Below are 14,215 nucleotides of genomic sequence, written 5' to 3'. Positions count from 1 at the left end.
CATTTTAGTGAGTTTGCCTGTTAAATGCAAACACTTTAGGTCTTGTCTAACAGTTTCTTTTACTAAACTTATCTAAATTGAAAGAATTCATGCAAAGTCTGCAGCTTTTACATCATTATCTTTCGCATAATAGATCGTTTATTTTACTTTTGAAGCAAAGATTTACCAGTCATATCCTCTGGTTTTTCAATGTTTAATAAATCTAACATCGTTGGTGCAATATCAGCTAAACGTCCGCCTTCGCGTAGTGTTGCTCCTTCTTTAGTTACAATTACAGGAACAGGCACAGTTGTATGAGCAGTATGCGGTTTGCCCTCAGGTGTCGTCATTGTATCTGCATTACCGTGATCGGCAAAGATAATTGCATATCCGCCTTTAGCAGTGATTGCATCTACTACGCGACCTAAGTTTTCATCAACCGCTTCGATAGCTTTGATAGTTGGTTCAAGCATACCTGAGTGTCCAACCATATCCGGGTTAGCAAAGTTTAAGATAATCGCGTCATGTTTATCCGCTTCAATATCTGCTACTAATGCATCCGTTACTTCGTAAGCACTCATTTCAGGTTTCAAATCATATGTTTCCACTTTTGGAGATGGAATCAAGATACGGTTTTCACCTGGGAACTCTTCATTGCGTCCGCCATTCATAAAGAAAGTAACGTGCGGGTATTTTTCAGTTTCCGCAATACGCAATTGAGAAAGTCCATGAGCTGATAGAACTTCACCTATAACATTTTTCAATGCAACCGGTGGGAAAGCTATTTCAGCTTTAATACTTGGGTTATACATTGTCATTGTTACAAGTTTAAGATTTTGTGCTCTTTGTCCACGATCAAAGAATTCCCATTCATCATCCGTAATGGCATTTGATAATTGAATAGCACGGTCAGGACGGAAGTTGAAGAAAATGATGGAATCATTGTCTTGTAAAGTTGCGACAGGTTTCCCATCTTTTTCAATAACTGTTGGCATAACAAACTCGTCAAATTTTTCTTTGTCATAACTTGTTTGTACAGCTTCTAGTGCACTAGTAGCCTTTTCGCCTTCTCCATGAGCAATAGCATTATACGCTTTTTCTACACGTTCCCAACGTTTATCGCGGTCCATAGCATAGAATCGACCAGAAACAGTAGCAATTTCTCCTGCTCCGATTTCTTTGATAGCTTGTTCTAATTGCTCTACATATTTGATTCCAGAATTAGGTGCTACATCACGTCCATCAAGAAAAGCATGAACATAAATATTTGGTACACCTTTTTCTTTTGCTGTTTTAATCAATGAAATCAAATGATTGATGTGACTGTGTACTCCACCATCTGATAAAAGTCCAAACAAGTGCAAATTAGATTGGTACTTGATTGTTCTTTCCATTGCATCGCTTAAAACAGGGTTTGTTTGAAATTCGCCGTCTTCAATGGCTTTATCAATACGTGTTAAGCTTTGATAAACCACTCGTCCAGCTCCAATATTTGTATGTCCAACTTCAGAATTCCCCATTTGCCCTTCTGGAAGACCTACATCTAGTCCAGAAGCTTTTAACGTACTATGAGGATATTTTTCTAAAAGATGGTCAAAGTTTGGTTTGTTGGCTTGAGCTACAGCGTTACCCATTACTTCATTACGCCATCCTAATCCATCTAAGATGATGATGGCTACAGGTGCTTTTGTCATTATTTAACAGCCTCCAATAATGCTAAGAACGATTCTGCTTCTAAGCTTGCTCCTCCTACTAAAGCTCCATCAATATCTGATTCAGCCATGTATTCAGCAATATTCTCAGGTTTTACACTTCCGCCGTATTGAATACGTACAGCATCAGCAGCATCTTGAGAAACTTCTTTTGCAATTGTTTGACGAATAACTGCACAAGTATCGTTTGCGTCTTTTGAAGTAGAAGATTTACCAGTTCCGATTGCCCAGATTGGTTCATAAGCAATAACTGATTCAGCTATTTGACCTTCTGTTAAGCCAGCGATTGCCGCTTTAACTTGTCCGCTTACCCATTCATTTGTTTCTCCAGCTTCACGTTGTTCTAACGTTTCACCACAGCAAATGATTGGAATCATACCGTTTTTGAAAATAGCATGTGCTTTTTTGTTAATTTCTTCATCTGTTTCATGGAAGAATTCACGACGCTCAGAGTGACCAATGATTACATAGTTTACTCCTAAGTCTCCTAAAGCAGCAGGGCTGATTTCGCCTGTGAATGCTCCAGCTTCTTCAAAGTAGCTGTTTTGAGCTGCAATTTTTAATTCTGTTCCTTCTGATGCTTTAACTAACGATTGTAAGTATAAAGCAGGAGCTCCAACAACTGAATCTACTTGTTCAGAAGAAGGTATTTTTGTTTTAACTGCTTCTACAAAATCAGCAGCCTCAGCAGCTGTTTTGTTCATTTTCCAGTTACCAGCAATAATAGGTTTACGCATAACATAACTTCCTTTCTCTAATTGAACTAAATTATTTATCTGAAATTGATGCTACCCCTGGAAGTTCTTTACCTTCAAGGTATTCTAATGATGCTCCGCCACCTGTAGAGATGTGAGTAAATTGATCTGCAAAACCTAATTGCATTGCTGCAGCTGCAGAGTCTCCTCCACCAATAATAGTCGTTGCATCAGTTAAGTTAGCAATTGCTTCACAAACACCAATTGTTCCTTGAGCAAAGTTAGACATTTCAAATACGCCCATTGGTCCGTTCCATACAACTGTTTTAGCACCTTGTAATTCTTTAGTGAATAATTCAATTGTTTTTGGTCCAATATCAAGACCCATTTGATCAGCTGGTACAGCGCCATCATGAATTTCAGTTGGTGCATCGTTACTGAATTCTGGAGATGTAACAGAGTCGATTGGCAAGACTAATTTGTCTCCGCCTTTTTCAATCAATGTTCTAGCTAATTCAATTTTGTCTTCTTCGACTAATGATTTTCCAATTTCAATACCTTTTGCAGCATAGAAAGTATACGTCATTCCGCCACCGATAAGAACCTTATCAGCTTTGCTTAATAAGTTTTCGATAACACCAATTTTATCACTAACTTTTGCGCCACCTAAAATTGCCACGAATGGACGTTTAGGTTCGTCAACTGCGCCACCAATAAATTTGATTTCTTTATCCATCAAGAAGCCAGCAGCACTTTCAAGATTTGAAGCAATTCCTACGTTAGAAGCATGCGCACGGTGAGCCGTACCAAATGCATCATTAACAAAAACATCGCCTAAGCCAGCCCAATATTTCCCAAGTTCAGGATCATTTTTGCTTTCTTTTTTACCATCGATGTCTTCAAAACGTGTATTTTCAACTACTAATACATCACCAGTGTTTAATCCAGCAATAGCCGTTTCTAATACTTCACCACGTGTTTCAGGTACAAATGTTACGTCTTTTCCTAATAATTCGCTTAAACGATCAGCGACTGGACGTAAACTTTTGCCTTCTTTATCTTCTTCAGTTTTCACTTTACCTAAGTGAGAGAATAATACTACTTTCCCACCTTGTTCAATAATATATTGAATTGTTGGCAATGCTGCTTGAATACGGTTGTCATTAGTAATAACTCCGTCTTTCATTGGAACGTTGAAGTCTGCACGTACTAAAACTTTTTTACCATTAAGGTCTAAATCAGTTACAACTTTTTTTACCATTAAGGTTCCTCCTCTAAAGAGCAATTATGTGTAAATACTAATCTTTGAAAAAAGAAAAGCGGGGAAGCGCGCTGCCTCCCCGCTTTTTACTATTCTCTATCCTAATTCAAGTTTCTCGTTAAAGATTAACCTAATTTAGCAAAGTATTCTAAAGTACGAATTAATTGTGAAGTATATGACATTTCGTTGTCATACCAAGCAACAGTTTTAACGATTTGTTTGTCACCAACAGTGATAACTTTCGTTTGTGTTGCATCGTATAATGAACCGAATGACATTCCTAAGATATCAGAAGAAACAATTGCGTCTTCAGTATATCCGTAAGATTCGTTAGCAGCTGCTTTCATTGCTGCATCTACTTCTTCAGCAGTTACTTTTGTTCTTAATACTGTTTGTAATTCAGTTAATGAACCAGCAGCAACAGGAACACGTTGTGCAGCTCCATCTAATTTACCTTTTAATTCTGGTAATACTTCACCGATTGCTTTAGCAGCACCAGTTGTGTTAGGAATAATATTAGCTGCTGCAGCACGAGCACGACGGAAGTCGCCTTTTGGATGTGGAGCATCTAATGTGTTTTGGTCACCTGTGTAAGCGTGGATAGTTGTCATTAATCCTAATTCAATACCAAATTTGTCATTTAGTACTTGAGCCATAGGAGCTAAACAGTTAGTAGTACAAGAAGCACCAGAGATAACTGTTTCAGAACCGTCAAGAGTTTCGTGGTTTACATTGTAAACGATTGTTTTCATGTTACCAGTTGCTGGTGCAGAAATAACAACTTTTTTAGCTCCTGCTTTGATGTGTAATTCAGCAGCTTCTTGAGTAGTGAAGAAACCAGTACATTCTAATACGATTTCAACTCCAAGCTCTCCCCATGGAAGTTCTTCTGGGTTGCGGTTGCTTAAAACTTTAACGTCTTTACCATTAACAGTAAATGCGCCATCTTTAACTTCAACGTCACCGTTGAAACGTCCTTGTGTTGTATCATATTTTAATAAGTGAGCTAACATTTTTGGATCTGTTAAATCGTTAACTGCTACCACTTCAATACCTTCTAATTCTTGAATACGACGGAATGCAAGACGTCCAATACGTCCAAAACCGTTGATACCTACTTTAACTGTCATAAATAGATTTCCTCCTTTAGGAATCATGCAATATATTTATTTTAAAGGGTTATCCCTGTTAAAATCTCGTTAGCGGCACCCTCATCTGTGATGAGCCACGTATGGCGCGGTGCTTTTTTCATATGAGCCTCAATTGCTTTTGCTTTGGATTTACCACCAGCTACTGCGATCACACTAGCAATATCTGCCAGTTTTTCAGATTGCAAACCAATGCGTGGGATTTTATACACCACTCCACCAGACTGATTGTAAAATTCTCCAAACGCTTCCCCAACTGCTGCTTTAGTTTCAATCAGAGCTAGAACCTCTTCGTTCATCCCTCTGCGTTCTGCCATAAGTGTAGCATCTCCGATGCCATATAAAACACAATCCGCATCGTCAACCAACTTAAGTGTTTTTTTAATTCCCGGTTCTTGTAATAGCGGTTTATAGGTTTCTACGCTTACTTGTTCCGGAACATAAAGAACACGGTTTTCGCCACCCGTTTTTTGTGCCATTAAAGCACTAATAGAATTGGCTTGAATATCGACCGATTCTCCTAATCCACCTCTGGCAGGAACAAACATTAACTTTCTTTTGCGAGAAAGAGTTTCATTCATTTGATTTGCCGCTTCTGCCATAGTAGTACCACCCATAACAGCAATAATATTATTGCCTTCTGGAAGTAAAAAGTCTAAAGCTTCTACTGCAGCACGACCCATCTCTTCATGTAATTTCGACTGTTCATCTACATCACCAGAAATAATCACACAGTGTTCAATCTCCAAATAAGAAGCGAGTTTTTTCTCTTTCTCTTTCATCCCCAACAGTTGACCCATTAACTGATCTAATTGGTGGTAAATGGATTCCCCTTTTTCGGTTAGCTCCATTCCCATTTTCGAAGTTTTTATCAACCCTTGTTTCTTTAAGCCTTCTGATTCTGTACGTAAAACACGTTCTGTAATTCCCATACGATCAGATACGACTCTTCTTCCAACAGGACCTAATAAAAAGACATTGCGCAAAATTTGGTAACGATTCTGAAGTGTATACATGATATCTGGAATGACTTCTTCGATAACAGATAATACATTTTGCATAAGCGACCTCTTTCTACGTTGGTCGCTTTGTGACCGCGTTAGTCGTTCAGCGACCATTGTTACTTAAAAAAACAAGAGAATCAAAAATGAAAATCAAACTTTCAGTTTCCTGTACTTGTTTTCTTATCATTCAACAACAGCACCAAACGAAGCACTATTACCATCTCTCACAACGTTAATTGTACCAGTTATCTAGTAATCTTTCAACTATTATGTTTATAAGTTTTTCATTAAAATCGTGAAGAAGATAGGTCTTTTTCACAAGCGATTTCTTAAAGGCGTGCATCAATCAAGTTTTTAAGTTCTTGTTGTGTAATATGTTCATCGAAGATCTCTTCATCAATAAACACGGTCGGTACAAATACAACATTTGCTTGGTTCGCTTCTTGGATAATTTCTTGAGCTACCGATTCATTTGATTGTAAGGATAAACTTCTTTTCTCAACTGCATAAGCAGCTATATCATCAAACGATTCTAAATATCCCCACTCTTCTTGGTGAGCAAAAAAGAAATCGATGTCTTCAAGCGCTTTTTCAGGATTTGAATAGTCTAAATAACGGTGCACAATATTCCCTTTTTTTAAACTCGGTTTTTCTTTATCAAAATGCTTAATGATTCGCTGCACTTTTCCAGCAAAAACATAGTCGTTTAGTATATCTTTTGAATCTTCGTACCACATTTTACAATAAGGGCATTTTAAATTAATAAATTCAATCACCTTAACTGGAGCGTCATCACTTCCAATTTTAATTCCATGGGTTGTGTTTACTTTGTCTGCCTTTATGTTGCTGATATCCATTAAATATCCTCCCCTATTCACTCATTGATTTCATTATACAGATAATATTGGATCAATTAAATGGATTCGACTTATTTAGTTGTTCCACTGACCAATAGAACAAAAAAAAGAGACTGAAGCACTGCTCCAATCTCTTTTTTTTACTCTTCAGATGTATTCCTTGTCTAGTGCCTTACTTATCTAGACGAGTCTGTACTATTAGCTTAATGCTGAACTGTTTTCCATAATTTCATCAATTAAACCATAAGCTTTTGCATCTTCTGCAGACATGTAGTTATCACGATCTGTATCACGTTGGATAACTTCTATTGGTTGACCTGTACGGTCAGATAAAATTTTATTCAAGCGTTCACGAGTTTTTAAAATGTGACGAGCAGCAATTTCAATTTCTGTAGCTTGCCCTTGAGATCCGCCTGATGGTTGGTGAATCATGATTTCAGCGTTCGGTAACGCATAACGTTTCCCTTTTGTACCAGCCGTCAATAAGAAACTTCCCATTGAAGCAGCCATTCCCATTGCAATGGTTTGTACATCTGCTTTAATAAAGTTCATTGTATCAAAAATCGCTAAACCAGCAGTTACACTACCACCTGGAGAATTAATATAAATATAAATATCTTTTTCAGAATCTTGTGCGTCTAAAAATAACAGCTGAGCGATTACAGCGTTTGCTAGATCATCGTCTACTGGACCACTTAACATGATAATACGGTCTTTTAAAAGACGTGAATAAATGTCATAGGCACGTTCACCTCTTGATGACTGTTCGATTACTGTAGGGACTAAATTCATAATTTGTTTCCTCCTCAATTGTTCGTTTCTTTTATAGTGCAACTAAACGATTTACACTAAGAGTTACTAAGTGTATTTTACTCCATTGGTCAAAAAAGGTCAATTTTTTTCGTTTGCTAACTTTGAAAAAAAAGCGATTAGAATTTATACTCTAATCACAAAAACAACCTTAAAAACTTTAATACAATTCAATCATTTTCAATAAAATAATTATAACATAAATATTTTATTCAAAAAATCATAAGCTTCTAAATGGTTATTATCTACTTCATCTTTTATCCACCATAAAAAAATTAATCTTAATAGAGCGATACTCTTTTTATTCCCCTAAAATATCCTTATTCTTTTCTTCAAATTCATCAAGTAATGCACGGGCTTGATCTGTTGTTTCTGTTTCCATCAACTGTACTCTTAAGTCACTTGCTCCACGAATACCACGAACATAAATTTTAAAAAAACGACGAAGTGGTCTGAATGCACGTGGCTCATCAACGGTATATTTATCAAAAAGATCTAAGTGCAATCTAAATAGATTCAGCAATTCTTGGCTGCTGTGCTCTTTTGGTTCTCTTTCAAACGCATAAGGGTTGTGAAAAATACCTCGCCCAATCATAACGCCATCCACACCATATTCTTCAACAAGTTTCAATCCTGTTTCACGGTCCGGAATGTCTCCGTTGATCGTCAAAAGTGTCTGAGGTGCAATTTCGTCGCGCAATTTTTTAATTTCTGAAATCATTTCCCAATGCGCATTGCCTTTACTCATTTCTTTTCTTGTCCGTAAATGGATAGAAAGATTGGCAATATCTTGTTCAAAAACGTGTGACAACCAATCACGCCATTCATCGATATTTGTATAGCCAAGTCGAGTCTTGACACTTACCGGTAGCCCCCCTGCTTTTGCTGCTTGGATTAAATCTGCCGCAACTGCAGCACGGCGAATAAGACCACTACCTTTTCCTTTACCTGCTACATTCGGTACCGGGCAGCCCATATTAATATCGATTCCTTTAAAACCTTGTTCTGCCATACCAATGCTCATTTGGCGGAAGTGTTCTGGTTCGTCTCCCCATATATGAGCTACCATTGGTTGTTCGTCTTCCGTAAATGTTAAACGACCACGAACACTATCACGTCCTTCTGGATGACAATAGCTAACGGCATTTGTAAACTCTGTAAAAAATACATCTGGCTTACCTGCTGCACTCACTACATGGCGAAACACGACATCCGTTACATCTTCCATCGGTGCCAATACAAAAAACGGACGTGGCAAATCTTGCCAAAAATTTTCTTTCATCTTAACTAATCGATCCTTCCATAACGGGCTATTAGATTATACTTTCACCCAAATTATATACATCTATACAAACTAAATAGCCGTTCAATAATGATTTTTTAACAGTTGAAATTATACAGACATTTATAAAATAAGTCCAATTCGTTTCCTTTAGGTACCTTACCTATTTATTCCTCTTCTACAAGTTGGTTAGACAGCTTTATTAAAATTCAAAAAAACATTGTAGAACAAATGAGATAGAAAAAAAGATCCAAAAATCGTAAGTATTCCCACGAAATTCGGGTCTGAATTTTACATGTATTCTCTTCAATAGCATGTGATAACTTTACGACACACATTTCAAAGTATTGTTATACCAACATCATTAGGCCTACATAAATGCCCCCTGAGGGAATCGAACCCCCATTTCAAGAATCGGAATCTTGCGTGATATCCATTACACTAAGGGGACTGCTCTCAAACAACCTTGTTTAAGTTACAATCCTATTTTGACAAACGCCAAAATACCAACTATTACAGTGTAGCCCAGTTATAATGAAAAAACAAGGAGAATTTCTAGACTGACCAAGTCTACATTTCTCTTCAAACAAAGAAATTTCTTGCATGTCTTTATACCTATATTTTTTAATTGCCTACAACGGATCTTGTACGTTCCTTAGTTCTTAAGTTTTCTGCCATCTCATTCAACTTGCGCAAGCGATGATTGATTCCTGACTTACTAATCGTTCCACTAGGGATCATTTCTCCTAATTCTTTTAGCGTTACTTCTGGATATTCTAAACGCACAAGCGCGATTTCTCTTAGTTTTGTTGGAATTTTATCTAATCCAATCATCTCATCGATAAATTTAATGCTTTCAATTTGTTTACTGGCCGCATCAATCGTCTTATTTAAATTGGCATTTTCACAATTGACCAAACGATTTACTGAATTCCTCATATCTCTGATAATTCGTACATCTTCAAACTTAAGCATACCGCTTGTTGCGCCAATCAACGCTAAAAAGTCTGCAATTTTTTCTGCTTCTTTCAAATAAGTAATATACCCATTGCGTCTTTCTAATGTACGAGCATTCATATCGAATTGATTCATCATTTGACAAATATCATCATTATGTTCTTCATAACTTGAATGAATCTCAAGATGGTAACGACTAGTTTCTGGGTTGTTCACGGATCCTCCTGCTAAAAAAGCGCCTCGTAAATACGATTTTACTTTTTGAGTATTCATCATTACTTCATCTGAAACATGGCTATGAAAAGACATCCCTTCCATAATAGATAAATCTGAGAGCACTTCCTTAGTTCCGTGTTTTAACCGTACAATATACACATTATTTTTCTTTAATTTCATTTTCCGTCGAACCAACAATTCACTTTCAACATCAAAATGATCTTTCAACAACACATAGATTCTTCTTGCGATAGCTGCATTTTCAGTTTGTACGTTTAAAATAAATTTTTTATCTACTAACCCGACCGTTCCATTCATACGAATCAAAGCTGCTAATTCAGCTTTAGCGTGCTCCCTATGAACTTCTAATTGAGTCAATTCCTTTTTTACTTCTGAAGCATAAGACATAGAGTAACCTCCTTTCTATTATTTATTCCTTTATTTAATAACTATTTCTTTTTTTTAAGCGTCTATGGTCAAAAGCTAATTTAAATAATTCATCCACAACTTTTGTTCCATTATGAAAGACTCCTTGGTCTCTTAATTCAAGGAAATCATCCGATATAATAGAAGGAACTTCCTCAGCTAATCCTTTAAAATCATGGGCTACTTGTACTAAGTACTCATTATAACGTTCAGTATCCATATAATTTTCCGGAACTTCACCGATATTGACCAAGACTGTATCAATGAATTTTTTTCCTAAGTGTTGATGCAACACACATACGTGGTCAGCATCCGTAAAATTTTCGGTTTCGCCAAGCTGAGTCATGATATTGCAAATGTAAACAACTTTTGCTTTAGTCTCTTTGACTGCTTTCCCTAAATCATCAATCATTAAATTGGGTAAAATACTCGTGAATAAGCTTCCTGGTCCTAAAACGACCATATCTGCATCATGAATAGCTGAAATGACTTTTCTAGAAGCTTTAGCTTTATGATCATCTTCTACTGTTGTTACATATACGCGTTCTATTTTTTTTCTTTCTTTGGCAATTTTTGATTCCCCTGAAATTTTAGAACCATCCTCAAAAATGGCATGCAATGTTAACGGTTCTTCTGCTGCTGGGTAAACATGTCCATCTACTAACATCATTTTAGACAGTACTTGAATGGCTTCAAAAATACTCCCTCTCATTTCAGACATAGCAGCAATGATCAGATTCCCAATTGAGTGTCCTGCTAAAAAGTTATCATTTGTATCAAATCGATACTGAAAAATTTCTTTTTGAGCAGGAGGAATATTGGAAAGTGAGATCAGCACATTACGAATATCTCCTGGAGGAACGATATTGGCATAGTTCCTTAATGTTCCGCTGCTTCCTCCATCATCAGCAACGGTTACAATGGCTGTTACATCTGCTTGTTTTGATTTTAAACCATTCAAAATCACAGGTAACCCAGTACCTCCACCAATGACCACGATTTTAGGTCTATTTTTCTTTCTTTCTTGTATCATGAACGATTCACCGATTCTTTAACCTTTCCTTTATCGCGATGAGTAACATGAACAGGGTAGCCATCGATTTCAATTTTCTGAGCAATCCGTTCTACTAAGGCTACTGAGCGATGTTTTCCACCCGTGCAGCCAATTGCGATAGTGACATTGTTTTTACCTTCTTTTTTATATCCAGGCAAAATATACTCTAATAAATCTGTAAATTTACGATAAAATATTTCTGTTTCTGGTTGTTTCATTACATAGTCATAAACAGGTTTATCTTGACCTGTTAACGGTCTTAAATTATCAATATAATGAGGATTCGGTAGAAAGCGAACATCCATTACTACATCTGCATCAATTGGTAAACCATATTTGAATCCAAATGATACCATTTCAATTCTAAATAACTCTGTATCCACGGTTTTAAAATTACTATTGATTTTTTCTCTTAATTGTCGTGGCGTCAATTTCGTTGTATCAATCACAATTTGCGCTCGCCCTTTTATATCTTCTAATAATTCTCTTTCTTTTTTTATTCCTACTATGAGACGTCCATTCATTGCTAAAGGATGTGTGCGTCGTGTTTCTTTATAACGAGAAACCAATTCTTCATCACTTGCATCTAAATAGACTATTTTTGTCGTCACAAAAGAGGTATTATCCATAGATTCCAAAGCTGTTACGATTTCTTCAAAGAAAGCTCTCGAGCGTAAATCAATCACTAAAGCAATTTTTGTTAATTTACCAGATTCTTTAACTAATTCCCAAAATTTCGGCAGTAAGCTTGGCGGCATATTGTCCACACAAAAATAACCCATATCCTCAAAACTCTGCATTGCCACAGTTTTACCTGCTCCACTCATTCCAGTAAGAATGACTAATTGTAGACTATCTACCATCTTATTCGCCTCTTTCTTTTGGTTCTTCGGACTTCACCTAATTCATTATAGCATGCCGGGTGTGTCGTGTATAGTTATCTCAAGCTTTTCCTTGAAACTTAATCATTCCTTAGTCAATTTTCTAAAGGTACACTATTTTTTATTTTAGATAGCATGAAAAAACAACGCAATTTTAACTACTTTGCGTTGTTTTTTCGCTATTTTTTATTCGTTTACGATTGAATTGATGCTTTCTTCAAGACGAATAACTTTATTTTCAATCTCTACACCTGAATCATCACATGCTCCAATGTAGAATTTGATTTTCGGTTCTGTTCCTGAAGGACGGATAGCAATCCAACTGCTGTCGACTAATTTATACTTCAAGACGTCAGCTGTAGGCATATCAATATCTTCTATTGTCCCATCATGAAGCGTACGTTTAGCGATTGAAAAGTCTTCTACGTATTCGACTTCAATTCCAGCAAATTCTTTTGGTGACTCTTCACGGAATTTCACCATTAATGCTTTGATCTTTTCAGCTCCAGTGATCCCTTGCATGCTGATGGAAATCGTTTTTTCTTTAAAATGGCCATAGTTATGGAAGATTTGTTTCAATCCATCATATAATGTATCGCCTTTTTGCTTATAATAAGCAGCTACTTCTGCAATCAGCACAAGAGCTTGAATAGCATCTTTATCCCGTACAAATGGTGAAACAAGGTAACCATAGCTTTCTTCAAAGCCGAACAAGAACGTTTGACTGCTATCTGTTTCATATTGCTTAATTTTTTCAGCAATAAATTTAAATCCTGTTAAAACGTCCACCATTTTGACGTTAAAACTATCCGCAATTTGAGTAGGTAATTCACTAGAAACAATCGATTTAAGAACCACTCCGTTAGCTGGTAATGTTCCCGCTTCATTTTGTGCAGTTAATAAATAGTGTAGCATCAAGCTTGCTATTTGATTTCCTGTCAACACTTCGTAATGACCTTCTGCAGTCTTAACAGCTATCCCCAAACGGTCAGCATCTGGATCTGTTGCCACTAATACATCAGCATCAATTTCTTTACCTAACTTGATTGCATATTCAAATGCGCCAGGTTCCTCAGGGTTAGGAGATTTAACTGTCGAGAAATCAGGATCTGCTTCAGCTTGTTCTGGAACAAGGTAAATAGATTCAAATCCGGCATTTTTCAAAGCTCTTTCACCTAACATTTTTCCAGTTCCATGAAGCGGCGTATAGACTAATTTCATCTCTTTGCTCATTTCCTTCACTAACTCTGGATTAACCGTAACTTTTCCCACATTTTTTAAGTATTCGCTATCTACATCTTCTCCAATAATCGTAAGTAGTCCTTGTGATTCAAGGTCTTCTTGTGATAACACTTCAATTTCAAGAATATTTTCGACACTGCGAACGTAGGCTGTTAAAGCATCTGCTTCTTTGGGTGGCATTTGTCCGCCATCTTCTCCGTACACTTTGTATCCATTGTATTCAGCGGGGTTGTGACTTGCAGTAATCATGATCCCTGCAAATGCATTTAAATGACGAACAGCAAAAGATAATTCTGGTGTTGGACGAAGACTTTCAAAAACAAAAGCCGGAATTCCATGTGCTCCAAGTGTTCTTGCAGCTTCCATAGCAAATTCTGGAGACTTGTGTCTTGAATCATAAGCGATTGCGACTCCACGTTTTTGCGTTTCATTTCCAAGGCTGTCCATAAAAAGAGCTAGTCCTTCTGTTGCTTGTCTTACTGTGTAAGCATTCATACGATTAACACCTGCACCAATGATTCCACGCATACCTGCCGTTCCAAATTCTAGAGGAGCATAAAATGCATCTTCTAATGTATCCGAATCATCTTTCAAAGATTTTAATTCTTCTTTTAATTCAATTTCTAAATCATTAAAATTTTCCCAAAGTTGATAAGTCTCTCTCCAGCTCATTTCAATTCACCCTTTACAT

12 protein-coding genes and 1 tRNA gene are annotated in these 14,215 nt (G+C 36.7%); all 13 read right to left on the bottom strand.

From position 1 onward, the window contains the following. Positions 1-143 precede the first annotated feature (143 nt). The 13 genes from gpmI to ABS916_RS06615 all read right to left on the bottom strand — a co-directional run bounded on the left by gpmI (position 144) and on the right by ABS916_RS06615 (position 14,196). Positions 144-1,673 (bottom strand): 2,3-bisphosphoglycerate-independent phosphoglycerate mutase, encoded by a 1,530-nt coding sequence (gene gpmI, locus ABS916_RS06675; protein WP_350451144.1) that lies wholly within the window; start codon positions 1,671-1,673, stop codon positions 144-146. Further along, complete coding sequence (tpiA, locus tag ABS916_RS06670; protein WP_350451143.1) at positions 1,673-2,428, bottom strand: triose-phosphate isomerase; 756 nt, start codon at positions 2,426-2,428, stop codon at positions 1,673-1,675. Before tpiA ends, gpmI begins: the two co-directional genes overlap by 1 nt. Positions 2,429-2,459: 31 nt before the next feature. Next, complete coding sequence (locus tag ABS916_RS06665; RefSeq protein ID WP_350451142.1) at positions 2,460-3,647, bottom strand: phosphoglycerate kinase; 1,188 nt, start codon at positions 3,645-3,647, stop codon at positions 2,460-2,462. A 125-nt stretch (positions 3,648-3,772) separates the two neighbouring features. Further along, the gene (gene gap, locus ABS916_RS06660) at positions 3,773-4,777 is read right to left on the bottom strand and encodes a type I glyceraldehyde-3-phosphate dehydrogenase (protein ID WP_035021437.1); all 1,005 of its coding nucleotides are present in this window, start codon (positions 4,775-4,777) and stop codon (positions 3,773-3,775) included. A 41-nt stretch (positions 4,778-4,818) separates the two neighbouring features. Further along, on the bottom strand, positions 4,819-5,856 hold the full coding sequence (locus ABS916_RS06655; RefSeq protein WP_350451141.1) for a sugar-binding transcriptional regulator: 1,038 nt from the start codon (positions 5,854-5,856) through the stop codon (positions 4,819-4,821). A gap of 272 nt (positions 5,857-6,128) precedes the next feature. Beyond that, the gene (locus tag ABS916_RS06650; RefSeq protein ID WP_350451140.1) at positions 6,129-6,656 is read right to left on the bottom strand and encodes a DsbA family protein; all 528 of its coding nucleotides are present in this window, start codon (positions 6,654-6,656) and stop codon (positions 6,129-6,131) included. 198 nt (positions 6,657-6,854) lie between these two features. Continuing rightward, a complete protein-coding gene (gene clpP, locus ABS916_RS06645; protein WP_187948908.1) occupies positions 6,855-7,448 on the bottom strand; it encodes an ATP-dependent Clp endopeptidase proteolytic subunit ClpP in 594 nt (197 codons plus the stop codon). Positions 7,449-7,767: 319 nt separating this feature from the next. Continuing rightward, positions 7,768-8,748 carry a tRNA dihydrouridine synthase gene (locus ABS916_RS06640; RefSeq protein ID WP_350451139.1) on the bottom strand — a complete coding sequence of 327 codons (981 nt, stop codon included), beginning with the start codon at positions 8,746-8,748 and terminating at the stop codon, positions 7,768-7,770. Positions 8,749-9,127: 379 nt separating this feature from the next. After that, positions 9,128-9,199: transfer RNA gene (locus tag ABS916_RS06635), tRNA-Arg, on the bottom strand. Positions 9,200-9,372: 173 nt separating this feature from the next. Beyond that, positions 9,373-10,329, bottom strand: a complete 957-nt coding sequence (whiA, locus tag ABS916_RS06630; protein WP_350451138.1) for a DNA-binding protein WhiA — start codon at positions 10,327-10,329, stop codon at positions 9,373-9,375. 34 nt (positions 10,330-10,363) lie between these two features. Then, on the bottom strand, positions 10,364-11,380 hold the full coding sequence (mgfK, locus tag ABS916_RS06625) for a gluconeogenesis morphogenetic factor MgfK (RefSeq protein ID WP_350451137.1): 1,017 nt from the start codon (positions 11,378-11,380) through the stop codon (positions 10,364-10,366). Next, a complete protein-coding gene (gene rapZ / locus ABS916_RS06620; protein WP_350451136.1) occupies positions 11,377-12,264 on the bottom strand; it encodes an RNase adapter RapZ in 888 nt (295 codons plus the stop codon). Before rapZ ends, mgfK begins: the two co-directional genes overlap by 4 nt. Positions 12,265-12,468: 204 nt before the next feature. Next, positions 12,469-14,196, bottom strand: a complete 1,728-nt coding sequence (locus ABS916_RS06615) for a phospho-sugar mutase (RefSeq protein WP_350451135.1) — start codon at positions 14,194-14,196, stop codon at positions 12,469-12,471. Positions 14,197-14,215 lie beyond the last annotated feature (19 nt).

Source organism: Carnobacterium sp. (assembly GCF_040274945.1).
Taxonomy (GTDB): Bacteria; Bacillota; Bacilli; order Lactobacillales; family Carnobacteriaceae; genus Carnobacterium_B.
Note: the sequence above shows the minus strand (reverse complement) of the source record. Positions and strands in the feature narration are given on the sequence as shown.

Bases quoted from the DNA above. Each gene is read 5' to 3' on its own strand.
- gpmI (WP_350451144.1), bottom strand. From the start codon at position 1,673: ATGACAAAAGCACCTGTAGCCATCATCATCTTAGATGGATTAGGATGG.
- tpiA (WP_350451143.1), bottom strand. From the start codon at position 2,428: ATGCGTAAACCTATTATTGCTGGTAACTGGAAAATGAACAAAACAGCT.
- ABS916_RS06665 (WP_350451142.1), bottom strand. From the start codon at position 3,647: ATGGTAAAAAAAGTTGTAACTGATTTAGACCTTAATGGTAAAAAAGTT.
- gap (WP_035021437.1), bottom strand. From the start codon at position 4,777: ATGACAGTTAAAGTAGGTATCAACGGTTTTGGACGTATTGGACGTCTT.
- ABS916_RS06655 (WP_350451141.1), bottom strand. From the start codon at position 5,856: ATGCAAAATGTATTATCTGTTATCGAAGAAGTCATTCCAGATATCATG.
- ABS916_RS06650 (WP_350451140.1), bottom strand. From the start codon at position 6,656: ATGGATATCAGCAACATAAAGGCAGACAAAGTAAACACAACCCATGGA.
- clpP (WP_187948908.1), bottom strand. From the start codon at position 7,448: ATGAATTTAGTCCCTACAGTAATCGAACAGTCATCAAGAGGTGAACGT.
- ABS916_RS06640 (WP_350451139.1), bottom strand. From the start codon at position 8,748: ATGAAAGAAAATTTTTGGCAAGATTTGCCACGTCCGTTTTTTGTATTG.
- whiA (WP_350451138.1), bottom strand. From the start codon at position 10,329: ATGTCTTATGCTTCAGAAGTAAAAAAGGAATTGACTCAATTAGAAGTT.
- mgfK (WP_350451137.1), bottom strand. From the start codon at position 11,380: ATGATACAAGAAAGAAAGAAAAATAGACCTAAAATCGTGGTCATTGGT.
- rapZ (WP_350451136.1), bottom strand. From the start codon at position 12,264: ATGGTAGATAGTCTACAATTAGTCATTCTTACTGGAATGAGTGGAGCA.
- ABS916_RS06615 (WP_350451135.1), bottom strand. From the start codon at position 14,196: ATGAGCTGGAGAGAGACTTATCAACTTTGGGAAAATTTTAATGATTTA.